Origin of the sequence: Natrinema halophilum (assembly GCF_013402815.2) — an archaeon.
Classification (GTDB): domain Archaea; phylum Halobacteriota; class Halobacteria; order Halobacteriales; family Natrialbaceae; genus Natrinema; species Natrinema halophilum.
Map to the genome: position 1 here is coordinate 3733590 of NZ_CP058601.1, position 13214 is coordinate 3746803.

Consider the following 13214-nt stretch of genomic DNA (forward strand, 5'->3'; position numbering starts at 1 on the left):
GGTTCCGCCGCTTATGGGCGTTCGCTCTAGCCCTCACGTATGCACCGACTCGAACTCGAGCCCGGAGTAACGCTGCTTAACGTTCCGTCGCCGCGGTCGGGAATCGTTCATCGGCTGGTCTGTGATCGGCTCGCCGACAGCGATGGTGGGGCGGCCTACTGGATCGATGCGCGAAACGCGGCGTCGACTCACGCCCTGTACGACTGTGCCTCGAGCCCGCGTGTTTTCGAGGGGCTGCGGATTGCGCGGGCGTTTACCGCCTACCAGCACCATTCGCTGGTGCGGGCGGTCGCCCGACGGGCAGGGCCGACGACCGCGTTGCTCGTCGCGCCGAACGTCGCCAGTCTCTACCGGGACGATGACCTCACGGCCTGGGAGCGCGAGGACCTGCTGGCCGCGACCCTCGAGATCCTGTCCGAACTGGGGGGGATACTCGACTGCCCGGTGTTGCTTTCGAGCGCCAGACGCGGCGGCCGTGACGGGTGCGACCGTACCACCGACGCCGCAACCGGTGCAGCTTCCGACTACGCCGATACGGTCATCGATTGCGTTCGCACGCGCGAGGGACTTCGACTCGAGGCCGCGGGTGACGGCGCGGATTCGGCGACCGCGACGGCGGGGTATTGGCACGGAACCGTGTGGCAGACGACCATCCCTTACTGGGTCGAACGCTGTGGTGCCGTCGATGCAATCGATCCCGTCATCACCGCCCACGACCGGGGGCTGCTCGAGGTGAGCGGCTGATGGGCCGAACGAACCCGACCTACCGCGACGCCCTTCGGGACCTCGAGTCGGAGTGGGAGCCGATGCGCCGGGCGCTGCGGCGGGAGTACCAGGACGACTTCGATCGGCTGTTCGACCGGGCCCGGGAGTTCGCCGACGCGGCGGGGTACGCTAATCCGACGCGGCCCGAGCGCGCGCTCGTGCTGTCGCTGTTGCTCGCCCACGAGGTCGAACTGCGCAGACTGCGCGCGGAACTCGCGGCACTCGAGGATGAGGGCTGCTGTACCAGCTCCACCGCGGATGCGGCCGATTCCGCCGCGGATGCAGGAGAATGAGCCCGTACACGTTCGAGTTCGAGGACGGTGTCGTCCGTGAGTGGACGTTGACCGAGGAGGGGGCCGAGCCGACGACCGTCGCGGACTACGCGCCGTCGCTGTTCGTCGCCGGACCCGACGCCGCGCTCGCGGACCTCCAAGACCGTCTCGAGACCGATCCGAAGGTCCTCGGGACCCGAACCGAGCAGTGGGCGACGAGCCTCCACGAAGCCCACGCAGACGATCGCAGCCGCGTCCTGCGAGTCGATGGAGGGCGCGTCGATGAGGTTCGGACGCTGGCTCGAGAGATCCGGGGCATCCACGAGCGCGAGACGCACGCTCCCGGAACGTTCCGGCTGTTCGACGTGGACCTCGCGCCGGGCTTTCGCTACTGTCTTGATCGGGACATCGATCCGACACCGGACCGGGACCTGCGAACGCTTCGACTCTCCCTCGACGAGGCTGCGCTGGCCGATGGCGATATCTCCGCGCTGGCGCGTGCTGGCGAACCGATCGACGGCGACGAACCGCAGGTGCTCCGAACGCTCCGGCACCACCTCGAGCGGCGGGATCCAGACGTTCTCGTGGTGAGCCACGCCGAGCTGGTACCGACGCTCGAGCGGCGGGCCGAGACGCTGGGAATCGAATTCCACCTCGGCCGCCTGCCGGGGATGACGAAACTGGCGAGCGAGAACACGTACGCGAGCTACGGACAGGTGGGCCACTCACCGGCACGGTACCGCGTGCCGGGTCGAGCGATACTCGATACGTCGAACAGCTTCCTCTGGCACCAGTCGGGGCTGGCGGGGATCCGTTACATGGTCGAGCGAACGGGTCGGCCGCTGCAGGAAGCCGCCTGGGGGAGTATCGGGGCGCTGTTGACCTCGAGACAGATTCGGCTCGCCCGCCGGCGGAAGGGCGTCCTCGCCCCGTGGAACAAGTGGGAGCCGGAGCGGTTCACTGACGTCGAGACGCTGCACGCGGCCGACCGCGGCGGCTTTACGTTCTCGCCCGAGGTCGGCTTTCACGAGGACGTCCACGAGATCGACTTCGCCTCGCTGTATCCGCGGATCATCTGTGAGCACAACGTGAGTCCGGAAACGGTCGGCTGCGACTGCGACGGCGCCGACATCGGCCACGCTGAGACGAATCCTGTTCCCGAGATTGGCTACGAGATCTGCGAAACGGACGGGTTTCTCCCCGCCGTCCTCGAGCCGCTGATCTCGGACCGGGCTGCTATCAAGCGGCGGCTTGGCGACGATCCATCCGACGACGAAGCCGCCAGGCTGCGGGCCGAATCGGGCGCGATCAAGTGGGTCCTCGTCTCCTCGTTCGGCTACCAGGGGTACCGAAACGCCAAGTTCGGCAGGATCGAGTGCCACGAGGCGATCAACGCGTACGCACGCAAAATCGCCCTGACGGCCAAACGGCGACTCGAAGAGGCAGGCTGGCGGATCGTCCACGGCATCGTCGACAGCCTCTGGGTGACGCCACGGGGTGACGAGCCGGAGCCGCTCGAGACGGTGACGGCTGACATTTCCGAAACCGTGGGGATTCCGCTCGAGCACGACGGCAACTACGAGTGGGTGTGTTTTGTTCCATTGCGCGACTCGATCGGAAGCGGCGGTTCCGGCGGGAGTCGCGCTGGTGGTCGTCGTGCCGGGGGGAGCGCGTCGGCAGGCGCGCTCACGAAGTATTTCGGCAAGCGTTCGAGTGGCGGATACAAGTTTCGGGGGATCGAACTGCGCCAGCGGAGTACCCCGGCCTTCGTCGCGGACAGTCAGCGCGCGTTTATCGAGGCGCTCGACCGCGAACGCGATCCCGAGGCCGTCTGTGACGTTCTCGGCCGACGGCTGAGCGAGCTTCGGGAGGGGACCGTCGATCCGGCCGATCTCACCGTTACGAAACGCGTCTCGAGGCGCCTCGCCGACTACAGCCAGCAGACTCATTCCGCCGCGGCACTCCGGCGGTACGAGCGCCGGGGGATCGACCGTCACCCCGGTCAGTCGGTCGAGTACGTCGTTGCAGACGACGACGCCCGCGGTCCGGAGCGCGTTCGACTCGCGCTCGAGGAGCCGCGAACGTACGACGCCGACTACTACGCGACGTTACTGGTTCGAGCCTGCGAGAGCGTCCTGTCGCCGCTGGGCTGGGACCGATCCCGAATCCGGCACTCGCTGCGCGACGGCAGGACGGTCCGACTGTCGACGTTTACCGACTGACGACCGGAGCCGATCCGTCCGCCGTCGCAACGATCACGCCGAACTGAGAGTCCATCCAGATTGAAGACCGGCGCCAGGTTTACACGGTTTGCCGGCGATTTACGTTACACTATGACGTCCTCGGTGTCACCAGTTCCGCACCGTGATCGCGCTCGGTGGCGGACGACTATCGCGATACTCGAGCGACGGACGGCTATCGCGATACTCGAGCGACGGACGGCTATCGCGATACTCGAGCGGCGGCCACTCGAGTCAACAGCGGTTCGCGAGGTTGGGTGCGCCGAGATCGACGCAGATGCGCTCTCAAAGATCCCCGGCGATTACGATCCGCTCTATCGGTCGGTGCGGAACCCCACGTATATCCGTATTCGTCGAGAAAGAGAGAGCAACATGGACGCTTTCACTTTGCAGTCGAGGAATCGGATCCGAGCCGGACGACTCGGATCGCGTTTCCCGAGCGCTCGGTCGACTCACCGCTCTCGAGAACGCCGCGGAATCGGAACTGACCTCAGACCGACTGGCAGACCTGACCGCGGACCGACCAGCAAGACCGGCCGTAATCGACGGGATCACCGCCCCACCCACGAAGGCCCGCCACCACAGCCCCGGAGACGGATACCTGACGACCAATGAGCAATTCAGACAGCTTTCAAGCCGAACCGGCACAGCTCCTGTTAGTCGAGGACAACCCCGGCGACGTCCGCCTGACCAAGGAGGCGTTCAAACAGGGCCGAATCGAGAACGATCTACACGTCGTTTCGAACGGTGCCGAGGCGCTCGATTTTCTCGCCAGACGCGACGACTACCACGATGCGCCGCGTCCGGATCTCGTCTTACTAGATCTCAACCTCCCGGGAAAGGACGGCGAAGACGTCCTCGAGGAACTCAAGGACGATCCGGCACTTCGATCGATTCCCGTGATCGTCCTGACGAGTTCGCGGGCGGAAGAAGACGTCGTCAAGTCCTACGAACTCCACGCAAACGCATACCTCACGAAGCCGGTCGATCCCGACGAGTTCATCGAAACTGTCCGCGCCTTCGAGAAGTTCTGGTTTTCGGTCGTTCGGCTCCCGCCAGAGGTCGATAACCCATGAGCGAAACGGACTTCCAATCCGCCGGTGAAGAGGACCCGGAAACGGCCGACGCGCTTCGCATCCTCCTGATCGAGGACAATCCCGGCGACGCTCGCTTGATCCAGGAGATGCTCCGGGATACCGAGGAACTCGCACAGCGAGTCAAACCCTCCGACGAAGCGGGAACGAGACCGGACATCTCCCGAAAAACCCGCCTCGAGGACGGGCTCGAAGCGGTCGAAGCCAGTTCCATCGACATCGTCCTTCTCGATCTCAACCTCCCCGACAGCGAGGGACTCAAAACGCTCGAGACCGTCCACGCGGAAACGGCGGAGACGCCCATCGTCGTCCTGACCGGCGTCCGAGATCAGCAAGTCGGCGTCAAAGCGCTCCAGCGCGGTGCCCAGGACTTCCTCGTCAAAGACGAAGTGACGAGCGAACTGCTGGTGCGGACGATTCACCACGCGATCGAACGCGCCAATCAAGAGCAGGAGCGACGCCAGCAGCGCGAGCAACTCGAAGCGCTGAACCGACTCAATCGGATCGGCCACGACATCACGCACGCGGTGATCACGACGGAAACGCGGGCGGAACTCGAACAGCAAGTCTGCGATCGACTCGCCGAGTCCGACGCCTACCGGTTCGCGTGGATCGGTGGAGTCAATCCGGGCAGTGACACCGTAATTCCGCAGGCGGCGGCCGGCGACGAGGACGGGTATCTCGATGAGATCGAGATCACGGTCGACGACGAGCACGAATCGGGTCAGGGACCGGCCGGAACGGCGATTCGGACCGGTCGGGTTCAGGTCATGAACGACGCCGAATCCGCGTCCAATTTCGAGCCGTGGCGAGAGGCCGCACAGGCCCGCGGCTACCGGTCGTCGGCGGCGATTCCGATCATCCACGAAGACCTCGTCTACGGCGTACTGGGCGTGTATTCGTCGTCGCCGCGAGCGTTCACAGGGCCGGAGACGAACGTCCTCGCCCGCGTGGGCGACGTCGTCGCCCACGCGATCACGGCAATCGAGCGCAGAGACGCCCTGGTCAGCGATGCCGTCGTCGAACTCGAGTTTCGCGTCGATGCGATGGCCGAACCGCTGGTCGAACTCTCGACGGCCGAGTCGTGTACGATCGAATTCGAACAACTGGTCGGCGGCGACGAGACGCTACTGGCCTACGGTTCTGCACGCGGCGTCTCGCAAGAGGCGCTTACCGATACCATCGATCGAACCGACGGGCTCGGCGACGTTCGATTCCTCACGACCAGACGCGACGAGTCCGAGTTCGAACTCGTCGCGCCTGCAGCCGTCTCCCTGTTCGAGACGATCGCCACACACGGCGGCCGCGTCGCGTCGGCGACGATCGAGGACGGGGAGTTTCGCTTCGTCGTCGAACTCCCGCGCGGTCGAGACACCCGCCGGATGATCGAACTGATCAAGGACAGACGAGACGACGTCACCTACCTCGCCCAGCGCACAGTCGAGCGAAGCGAGCGCACCGATTCCGGTTCGCCGTCAGTCCTCGAGGAAGAACTGACCGACAAGCAACGAGCAGCCCTCGAGACTGCCTACTTCGCGGGCTACTTCGACTGGCCCCGCGGGAGTACCGGCGAAGAAATCGCCGATCGACTCGGTATCGCGCCGGCGACCTTCAACCAGCATCTCCGCACGGCAGAGCGGAAATTCTTCAGTTCGGTGCTCGGGGACCGGTAGCCGTAGCCGTTTCAGAGGCCGATGCCGGCCGCGAGGAGTTCGTGAGAACGGAGTACGTCGTCGTGATCGGCGATGAGATTCTGGACGACCACGTCGTCGACGCCGACTCGATCCGTCAGCTGCTCGAGCAGCGCTGCGACCGTCTCGGGGCTCCCCGAAATCGAACGCGGCCAGTCGCCGTCGGGAAGCGGATTCGGCGTTTGCTCAGGGACGCCGCCGAGTTCGTCGATCGCGTTCTCGACGGTCGGGGGCGAGCCGACGTCGCCGCGCCGCATCCGCTCGTACGACGCCTCGGCGGTCGCTCGAAGTCGCGCAGCCTCGCGGTCGGTCTCGGCACAGGCGACGTTCACCGCGAGCATCCCGCTCGGTTCGTCCGGTCCTGCTCCGAGGGGCGAGGGATCGAAGGCGTCGCGGTACGTCTCGAACGCGCGCTCGGCGAGGCTCGGGCGGATGAACCCGGCAAAGCAATAGCGAAGACCGAATGACCCGGCGATTTCGGCGCTCGAGGGGCTCGAGCCGAGGACCCACACCTCGGGGACGTCGTCGGCGGAGCGTGGCAGTCGCAACTCGGCGTACGGATGGTCGTCCGGAAACCCGTCGTAGAGGTGGCTGACCGTCGCGTCGATCTTCTCGGCGTGGTCTTCGTCGGGATTCCGCTTCTGCCGTTCGGTCCCCAGGGCGCGATCGGCGGCCGGAATTCCGGTCGCCCGTCCGAGTCCGAGGTCGACGCGGCCCGGTGCCAGCGCGTCGAGAGCGGCGAACGTCTCCGCCACCTTGAACGGCCGGTAGTGGTTGAGCAGGACCGTCCCGGAACCGACCCGGATCTCGTCAGTTTCGGCTGCGAGAGTCGCGATCAAGGCCTCCGGCGTCGTACTGGCGATCGAATCCGCCATCCCGTGGTGTTCGGCCATCCAGAATCTTGAGTAACCGAGCTCTTCGGCCGTTCGAGCGAGTTCGACCGTGTTTTCGTATGCCTCGGTCGCAGTTCCACCGTCAGGTACTGGTGCGAGATCGACGATCGAGAGGTTCACACCTGGCGTTCGAGACAGGCCGTTGAATAACAGTTCGATCCGGCCGCTCTATGGCACCCGAAGTCCATCTCCGAAAAATGGATTACGCGCTGGGTTCGGACGCGGGTGGGGTCGCAACGTCGCCGGATCGGCCGGTGACGGCGACGGTCACCATCGAGAGGCCGATCACGAGGAGATTGACTCCCACGAGCAGGCCGATCGCCCAGGCCGCGGTGGCCGGGAAGCCAACCCAAAGGAGACCGGCGAGGACGAACGAGATGACGCCGCTGAGGGCGATCGCGGTCCGACCCGGAGAACTGTCCATCCGTGTCGCCGCCGTCAGTTCTGCCGCGCCGTCGACGATCAGGTAGGCCACGAGCGCAAGCGTCAGAGTGACGAGTGCGACGGCGGGAGCCGCGAGGACGGCGAGACCGGCGATCACCGAAACGATCGCGAGAACCGCCTGCCAGGCAGACCCTCGCCAGCCGCGTCCGGTGAACGCGTGGGCGCCGTGGACGATTCCGCCGAGGACGAGCAACGCGCCGATCGCGAGCGATACCGAAAGCCCCGTGACGAGCGGGAATACCATCGCGAGAATACCGATCAGGCCAATGATCCCGCCGGTAAGTGCGAGGGGCCGCCATTCGTTCTCGAGAGAGTAGTTTCCGCCGGAAACGACGTTTTCCGTGATTCTGTTCATTTCTTTCACCGCTAGGACGTAGGTCGTGTACGTATATAATACATATATACTGATTGATAGTAGGTCGCGGAAACGGACCAGTCCGAAAGCCGGACGAACTGCGTTTCTGGCCGATCTCGAGCGAGAATTCGACTCTCGAGCGGCGTGTCCGTCGCAGTCGAACCGTGAGGATTAGTACGTCGGCGGCGACAGCGCAACTCGTGACCGACGAGACGCGCAACGAGTCCGGCGAGGACCGACTCGAATGCGACCTCTGTGGGGAGCACGTCCCGGCGGCGGTCTATCACGAACACCTGCTCAAGGAGTGCTCGGGCAGCTAGGCCGCGCACCGACGGTGAACGATGCATCGGCGGTGAATCGCGCATCGAGAGTGCTCCGTCGGACCCCAGCCGCATTGGGGCCGACTCGTGGCGTCATCGTGGACGACGAAGTCGATAGTGGATTCACTATCGTGTGGCCCCAGACGCGGCACTCGCAATGTGGACGGGGGTCCTCGAACTGCGGCTATCGACGAGAAATCACGGGACGGACCCGCCGTCGCCGCTCGACTGCTCTGTTCCGGAGTCGTGCTTCGGGAGCACGGGAAACACCGAAGCGAATAGGTGGATGTCAGCCCGAGTAGCAATACCGATCCTATGGTGGTCGCAATGACGGTCGCCAGAGAATGGCTCGACCCACAGCTCGCCCCCGTCCTCATCGCGGTGATCACGCTCGCGGTGCTCGGGACGACAGTCCTGTTCGTCGTCGGACTCGTCGCGTATGCCCGGCGACGGACGACCCGGTATTGCCTGATCACCGTCGTCCTCGGCGTGCTCGTCGTTCGGTCGATAACGGGGCTGGGAACCGTCCTGGGTCTCGTCCCGATGACGATTCACCATCTCGTCGAACACGGCTTCGACTTCTTGATCGCGGTGCTGGTCCTCTATCTGGTCTTTCGGAGCGGCACGACGTCCAACGGCGCCGCTGCGGAGTACGACGATTGATTCGTGCCGGCCGCTCGGAAGGCTGGCCGCACGAGGTCCTGAACGGCGAGTGCGAGACGGTCAGTCGGGCCCCGAAACCGACTGCGATCCGTCGCGCTTTTGATTCGCGAGACCCGAGAGAGTTCCAAGCGAATGGCCCGGTACCACATCGAAACATACGGCTGTACGTCAAATCGCGGAGAGAGTCGCGAGATCGAGCGACGGCTCCGCGATGCGGGCCACTACCGGGTCGACGGTGTCGACGAGGCGGACGTGGCCATTCTCAATACCTGTACCGTCGTCGAGAAGACGGAGCGCAATATGCTCCGACGAGCCGAGGAACTGGCCGACGAGACGGCGGACCTCTTTATCACCGGCTGTATGGCGCTGGCCCAGGGCGAGGCGTTTTCCCAGGCCGATATCGACGGTCGAGTGCTTCACTGGGACGAGGTACCCGAAGCGGTCACCAACGGCGAGTGTCCGACGACGACGCCCGATGCCGAACCCATCCTCGACGGCGTCGTCGGCATCCTCCCGATCGCGCGGGGCTGCATGTCCGACTGTTCGTACTGCATCACGAAGCACGCGACCGGCAAGATCGATTCCCCGTCGATCGAGGAAAACGTCGCAAAAGCCCGCGCGTTAATCCACGCCGGAGCGAAGGAGATCCGCATCACCGGCCAGGACACCGGCGTCTACGGCTGGGACGACGGCGAGCGCAAACTGCATCGATTGCTCGAGCGAATCTGCGAACTCGACGGCGACTTCCGGGTTCGAGTCGGGATGGCGAATCCGAAAGGTGTCCACGGTATCCGGAGGGAACTCGCAGCGGTCTTTGCCGCCTACGACGAACTCTACGACTTCTTGCACGCGCCCGTCCAGTCCGGTTCGGACGACGTCCTCGGCGACATGCGCCGACAGCACCAGGTCGCGGAGTATCTCGAAGTCGTCGAGACATTCGACGAGGCACTCGATTACTGGACGCTTTCGACGGATTTCATCGTCGGCTTCCCGACCGAGACCGACCACGACCACGAACAGTCGATGGCGCTCCTTCGGGAGACGCGCCCCGAGAAAATCAACGTCACCCGCTTTTCCAAGCGACCGGGCACCGATGCCGCCGATCTGAAGGGTCTCGGCGGCACGATCAAAAAGGAGCGTTCGAAAGCGATGAGCGAACTCAAACGCGAGATCGTCGCCGACGCCTACGCGGACATGGTGGGCGAACGCCGCGAGGACGTGCTCGTCGTCGAGGAGGGTACCGGTGACTCCGTGAAATGTCGCGATTCGGCGTACCGTCAACTCATCGTACAGAACGCGAGCGAATACGGCATCGAACCCGGGGACTTCGTCGACCTCGAGGTCACGGCCCACGAGACGATGTACGCGTTCGGAACGCCGGTGTGAGACCGAAAGCCGATGTCGGTGATGGGGCTCTCGAACGTCTCGAGTCCGTTCGTGTGGCATCCTCGAGACGCTTGAAGAATGCGCCGAGAGCCAGTTGTCGGGAATTGGAGGTAAACGTAAGCCCGTCCGCCGGAAATCGACAGATATGAGCGACACAGTCGAGGAGCCGACCCGGTGCCCGCGCGCCGAACGGGACGGAGAACTCGGGTGTGAGCCCCGGCGGATCATGGACTTGCTCAACGATGACGACGCTCGATCGGTGTACCTGTCCGTCGAGGAGCCGACGACGGTCCGCGAGATCGCCGACACCCTCGAGCTTCCGCAGTCGACAGCCTACAGGAAGGTAGAAAACCTCCGCGAGGCTGGGCTCATACGGCAGCTCAACCAGCGGTCGCAGGGGGGATTGCCCGCACACTACGTCCAGGCGATCGAGCACGTGTCGGTGACGTACGATGACCCGTTACGGATCGAGTGCGCCCAGCACGGGAAGACGCTCTACTGCGAACCCTGACCCCCGCCGTGACCGTAACGGGTCGCGGCGACCGTCACAGCTCCGCGACGGCGGCTTCGATCTCCTCGCGGGGAAGCGGTGAGATCCAGTCGTCAGCGACGAATGCGTACGTGACCGTCCGATCGGGACCGAGGACGAATGCGGACCGCCAGGGCGTCGACACGCCGGCCATGTGCGATCGGTCGGCGAGTAAATCTAGCGACTCGCTTACGACGCCGTTTACGTCCGCGAAGAATCTGAACCCGGGTTGATCCAGCCAGCGGAGGAACTCGTTTTGCGCATACGGACCGTCGCGACTCACGCCAAGTACCGGGACGTCCTCGAACTCGTTCCAGCCGGCGCGAACGAACCGTTTCCACCAGTTCTGTGCAATCGCGCTGAACGCGAAGCCGGTAGAGACGACGATACCTCCTCGAGAGCCGAGCACGTCGGAGAGCGTCGCCGAGCGAAACGTCTCGCCGTCACAGAGAACCGCCTCGAAATCGCCGATGGTCTCTCCCTCGGTCGGTGGCATATTCGTGGACTCTCGCGCGTCTACAAAAACCTCGGTATCGCGGTGACGAGCGTCCGTGTGGCGTCAGCTCGCTGGACGGCCTACCTCGATTCGGCACTGTTCGAACGACATGTACTCTTTTGACGGTCTGGGCCATACGACCGTTTATGCTCACGATCTACCGGCTGGAGGGCTGTCCGTTCTGTGAACACGTCGTGGATCGCCTCGAGACACTCGAGATCGATTACGAGAGCGTCTGGGTCGAGGGGCTCCATTCGAAACGCAACGAAGTCAAACGCGTCTCGGGACAGCGACAAGTCCCCGTCGTCATCGATGACGAACAGGGCGTGACGATGGCTGAATCCGAGCGCATCCTCGATTATCTCGACACGATATACGCCTGAGGCCGCTCGGAGGCCCCGCAGCGATTATTCGTCACCGTTGTCGAGGCTGTGCGGGTCGATTCCGGGGTCCTCGACTGCGGGTGCACCGATTGCCAGGACGACGCCTTCGTCGTCGCCGACGTTGCGATGGCCGTGACCCACTTCGGGTTTTGCGATCCAGAACGTCCCCGGACCGGCGTCGACGTATTCTTCTTCGCCCGATCGTCCGATTTTCACCGAGAACTCGCCCTCGATGACGTAGAACAGCTCTTCCTGTTCGTTGTGGGCGTGGTACCCGATCTCCTCTCCGGGCTCGAAGTACCAGAGTTTGAGGTTGAGCGAGTCGGTATCGAGGACTTCGTCGAGCGCTCGAATTCGCAAATCCGGTGGAATCTCATCGACGGTGGAGAGGTCGGTGATTGGTACGTCGTCGGTGTGGATTACTTCGTAATCCATGCTACTGTCTCCCAGGATAACGGATGACAAAAAATAACCGGTTGACGGCCCCAATTTACCGATTACGACGGAATGGAATCATTCTGTACATGTCGAAGAAGCGCGAACCGAACACAGCGAATTCGGTGCCGATTTCTCAGGCGAACTCGACGGCGCTGTGTCCGCCGGGATCGGTCGTCCCATCCTGGTCGACAAAGGCTTCGCGGAGGTGTTCGTAGGTCGCATCGAGCGCCTCGACGATCACCGTCGTATCACTTATCACGGGCATAAAGTTAGTATCGCCCTGCCAGCGGGGGACAACGTGGGTGTGAAGATGATCGGCTATCGAACCGCCGGCCCCGCTGCCGATGTTCAAACCGGCATTGAACCCGTCCGGCTCGAAGGTCACCTCGAGCGCCTCGAACGTTCGTTGTTTCAGTCGAGCGTGACCCAAGAGCACCTCGTCTTCGAGTTCGGTGTAGTCTCCAGTATGGGCGTGGGGAATGACCATCGTGTGGCCCGGATTGTATGGATAGTTGTTTAGCATGACAAATGCGTGTTCGCTGCGTGCAACAATCAGATTCTCTCGGTCGGTATCCCGCTCGGGTAGTTCACAGAAGACGCACTCTTCGACGTCCGGATTTTTCTCGTCGCGCTTGATCCAATCGATCCGCCACGGTGCGAACACCTGCTCCATACACGTTACCACTCGAGGCTCACCTAAAGCATTTCAGTTCGTCTGCTCGAGGCACGTACGCCGACAAGGGCTGCTTGAAACTGTTCTGTCCGAACCAGCTGTTGCACCATAACTGGATGAGAATAGAAATTAAACGATATAAAACTCTCTCAGGCGTTTTTAGCCCATGGGTAATACTGTATTGCGATTTTCACAACTCAGTTCTCAAAACGAAGCATGGGTTTAAGAGGTGGCTATGATAAGTAATCTGCTAATGGCAACGACCGATAACTCATTCAATGGGATGACCGAACACTGTCCGAAATGCGATCTGGATACGCTTCACGAAGTCTCGGTTCAGATACGGACCGAGAGTCTGAAAAAAGAGAACGCACAGTTTTCCCCGAACCGTACCGGGTGGCAGAATGCCAGCAATGTGGGAACCGTACGAGCCAACGAATGAACAACGCCTGACGATCGGTAGTTATCGATCGATCGACGAACAGCCCTCGTTGCCCCCGTCTTCAATCCCCTCCCTTCTCTCCGCCGAAAACTCTCCACACTCCCTTCCAATTACCAAATCGAATCTCCAA

Annotated in this window: 15 protein-coding genes and 1 pseudogene; 11 read left to right on the forward strand and 5 right to left on the reverse strand. The window is 63.2% G+C overall.

Annotation, left to right across the window (positions count from 1 at the left end; all coding sequences use genetic code 11):
* The first annotated feature begins 39 nt into the window (after positions 1–39).
* The 5 genes from HYG82_RS38715 (at position 40) to HYG82_RS38735 (ending at position 6044) form a co-directional block, all read left to right on the forward strand.
* On the forward strand, positions 40–744 hold the full coding sequence (locus HYG82_RS38715) for a hypothetical protein (RefSeq protein ID WP_179263171.1): 705 nt from the start codon (positions 40–42) through the stop codon (positions 742–744).
* Positions 744–1058 carry a DUF8156 family protein gene (locus tag HYG82_RS38720; protein WP_179263173.1) on the forward strand — a complete coding sequence of 105 codons (315 nt, stop codon included), beginning with the start codon at positions 744–746 and terminating at the stop codon, positions 1056–1058. Before HYG82_RS38715 ends, HYG82_RS38720 begins: the two co-directional genes overlap by 1 nt.
* Positions 1055–3259, forward strand: coding sequence for a type B DNA-directed DNA polymerase (locus tag HYG82_RS38725; RefSeq protein ID WP_179263175.1), 2205 nt, complete (start codon positions 1055–1057; stop codon positions 3257–3259). The genes HYG82_RS38720 and HYG82_RS38725 overlap by 4 nt, the downstream gene beginning before the upstream one ends.
* 629 nt (positions 3260–3888) lie before the next feature.
* Positions 3889–4353, forward strand: coding sequence for a response regulator (locus HYG82_RS38730; protein WP_179263177.1), 465 nt, complete (start codon positions 3889–3891; stop codon positions 4351–4353).
* Positions 4350–6044, forward strand: coding sequence for a bacterio-opsin activator domain-containing protein (locus tag HYG82_RS38735; protein WP_179263179.1), 1695 nt, complete (start codon positions 4350–4352; stop codon positions 6042–6044). The genes HYG82_RS38730 and HYG82_RS38735 overlap by 4 nt, the downstream gene beginning before the upstream one ends.
* An 11-nt stretch (positions 6045–6055) precedes the next feature.
* Here HYG82_RS38735 and HYG82_RS38740 read toward each other — a convergent pair whose 3' ends face one another.
* Positions 6056–7075: an LLM class flavin-dependent oxidoreductase gene (locus HYG82_RS38740; RefSeq protein ID WP_179263181.1), complete on the reverse strand. Its 1020-nt coding sequence runs from the start codon at positions 7073–7075 to the stop codon at positions 6056–6058.
* 82 nt (positions 7076–7157) lie between these two features.
* Positions 7158–7754, reverse strand: a complete 597-nt coding sequence (locus HYG82_RS38745; RefSeq protein ID WP_179263183.1) for an HdeD family acid-resistance protein — start codon at positions 7752–7754, stop codon at positions 7158–7160.
* A 164-nt stretch (positions 7755–7918) separates the two neighbouring features.
* Here HYG82_RS38745 and HYG82_RS38750 point away from each other — a divergent pair, with 164 nt between their 5' ends.
* The 4 genes from HYG82_RS38750 to HYG82_RS38765 all read left to right on the forward strand — a co-directional run bounded on the left by HYG82_RS38750 (position 7919) and on the right by HYG82_RS38765 (position 10634).
* Positions 7919–8074 carry a hypothetical protein gene (locus HYG82_RS38750; protein WP_179259078.1) on the forward strand — a complete coding sequence of 52 codons (156 nt, stop codon included), beginning with the start codon at positions 7919–7921 and terminating at the stop codon, positions 8072–8074.
* 315 nt (positions 8075–8389) lie between these two features.
* Complete coding sequence (locus tag HYG82_RS38755; protein ID WP_179263185.1) at positions 8390–8737, forward strand: DUF7471 family protein; 348 nt, start codon at positions 8390–8392, stop codon at positions 8735–8737.
* A gap of 132 nt (positions 8738–8869) precedes the next feature.
* Positions 8870–10123 carry a tRNA (N(6)-L-threonylcarbamoyladenosine(37)-C(2))-methylthiotransferase gene (locus HYG82_RS38760; RefSeq protein ID WP_179263187.1) on the forward strand — a complete coding sequence of 418 codons (1254 nt, stop codon included), beginning with the start codon at positions 8870–8872 and terminating at the stop codon, positions 10121–10123.
* A gap of 145 nt (positions 10124–10268) precedes the next feature.
* Positions 10269–10634 carry a helix-turn-helix domain-containing protein gene (locus tag HYG82_RS38765; protein WP_179263189.1) on the forward strand — a complete coding sequence of 122 codons (366 nt, stop codon included), beginning with the start codon at positions 10269–10271 and terminating at the stop codon, positions 10632–10634.
* Positions 10635–10668: 34 nt separating this feature from the next.
* On the opposite strand, the gene HYG82_RS38770 is transcribed toward HYG82_RS38765, so the two are convergent.
* Positions 10669–11148: a redoxin domain-containing protein gene (locus HYG82_RS38770; protein ID WP_179263191.1), complete on the reverse strand. Its 480-nt coding sequence runs from the start codon at positions 11146–11148 to the stop codon at positions 10669–10671.
* 146 nt (positions 11149–11294) lie between these two features.
* Between HYG82_RS38770 and HYG82_RS38775 the strand changes: the two genes are divergently transcribed.
* On the forward strand, positions 11295–11531 hold the full coding sequence (locus HYG82_RS38775) for a glutaredoxin family protein (RefSeq protein ID WP_179263193.1): 237 nt from the start codon (positions 11295–11297) through the stop codon (positions 11529–11531).
* 24 nt (positions 11532–11555) lie between these two features.
* On the opposite strand, the gene HYG82_RS38780 is transcribed toward HYG82_RS38775, so the two are convergent.
* A complete protein-coding gene (locus tag HYG82_RS38780; protein ID WP_179263195.1) occupies positions 11556–11966 on the reverse strand; it encodes a cupin domain-containing protein in 411 nt (136 codons plus the stop codon).
* Between the two features lie 136 nt (positions 11967–12102).
* On the reverse strand, positions 12103–12642 hold the full coding sequence (locus tag HYG82_RS38785; RefSeq protein WP_179263197.1) for an HIT family protein: 540 nt from the start codon (positions 12640–12642) through the stop codon (positions 12103–12105).
* A gap of 253 nt (positions 12643–12895) precedes the next feature.
* Here HYG82_RS38785 and HYG82_RS38790 point away from each other — a divergent pair.
* Positions 12896–13095, forward strand: a pseudogene (locus HYG82_RS38790) (DUF7835 family putative zinc beta-ribbon protein).
* Positions 13096–13214: the final 119 nt, after the last annotated feature.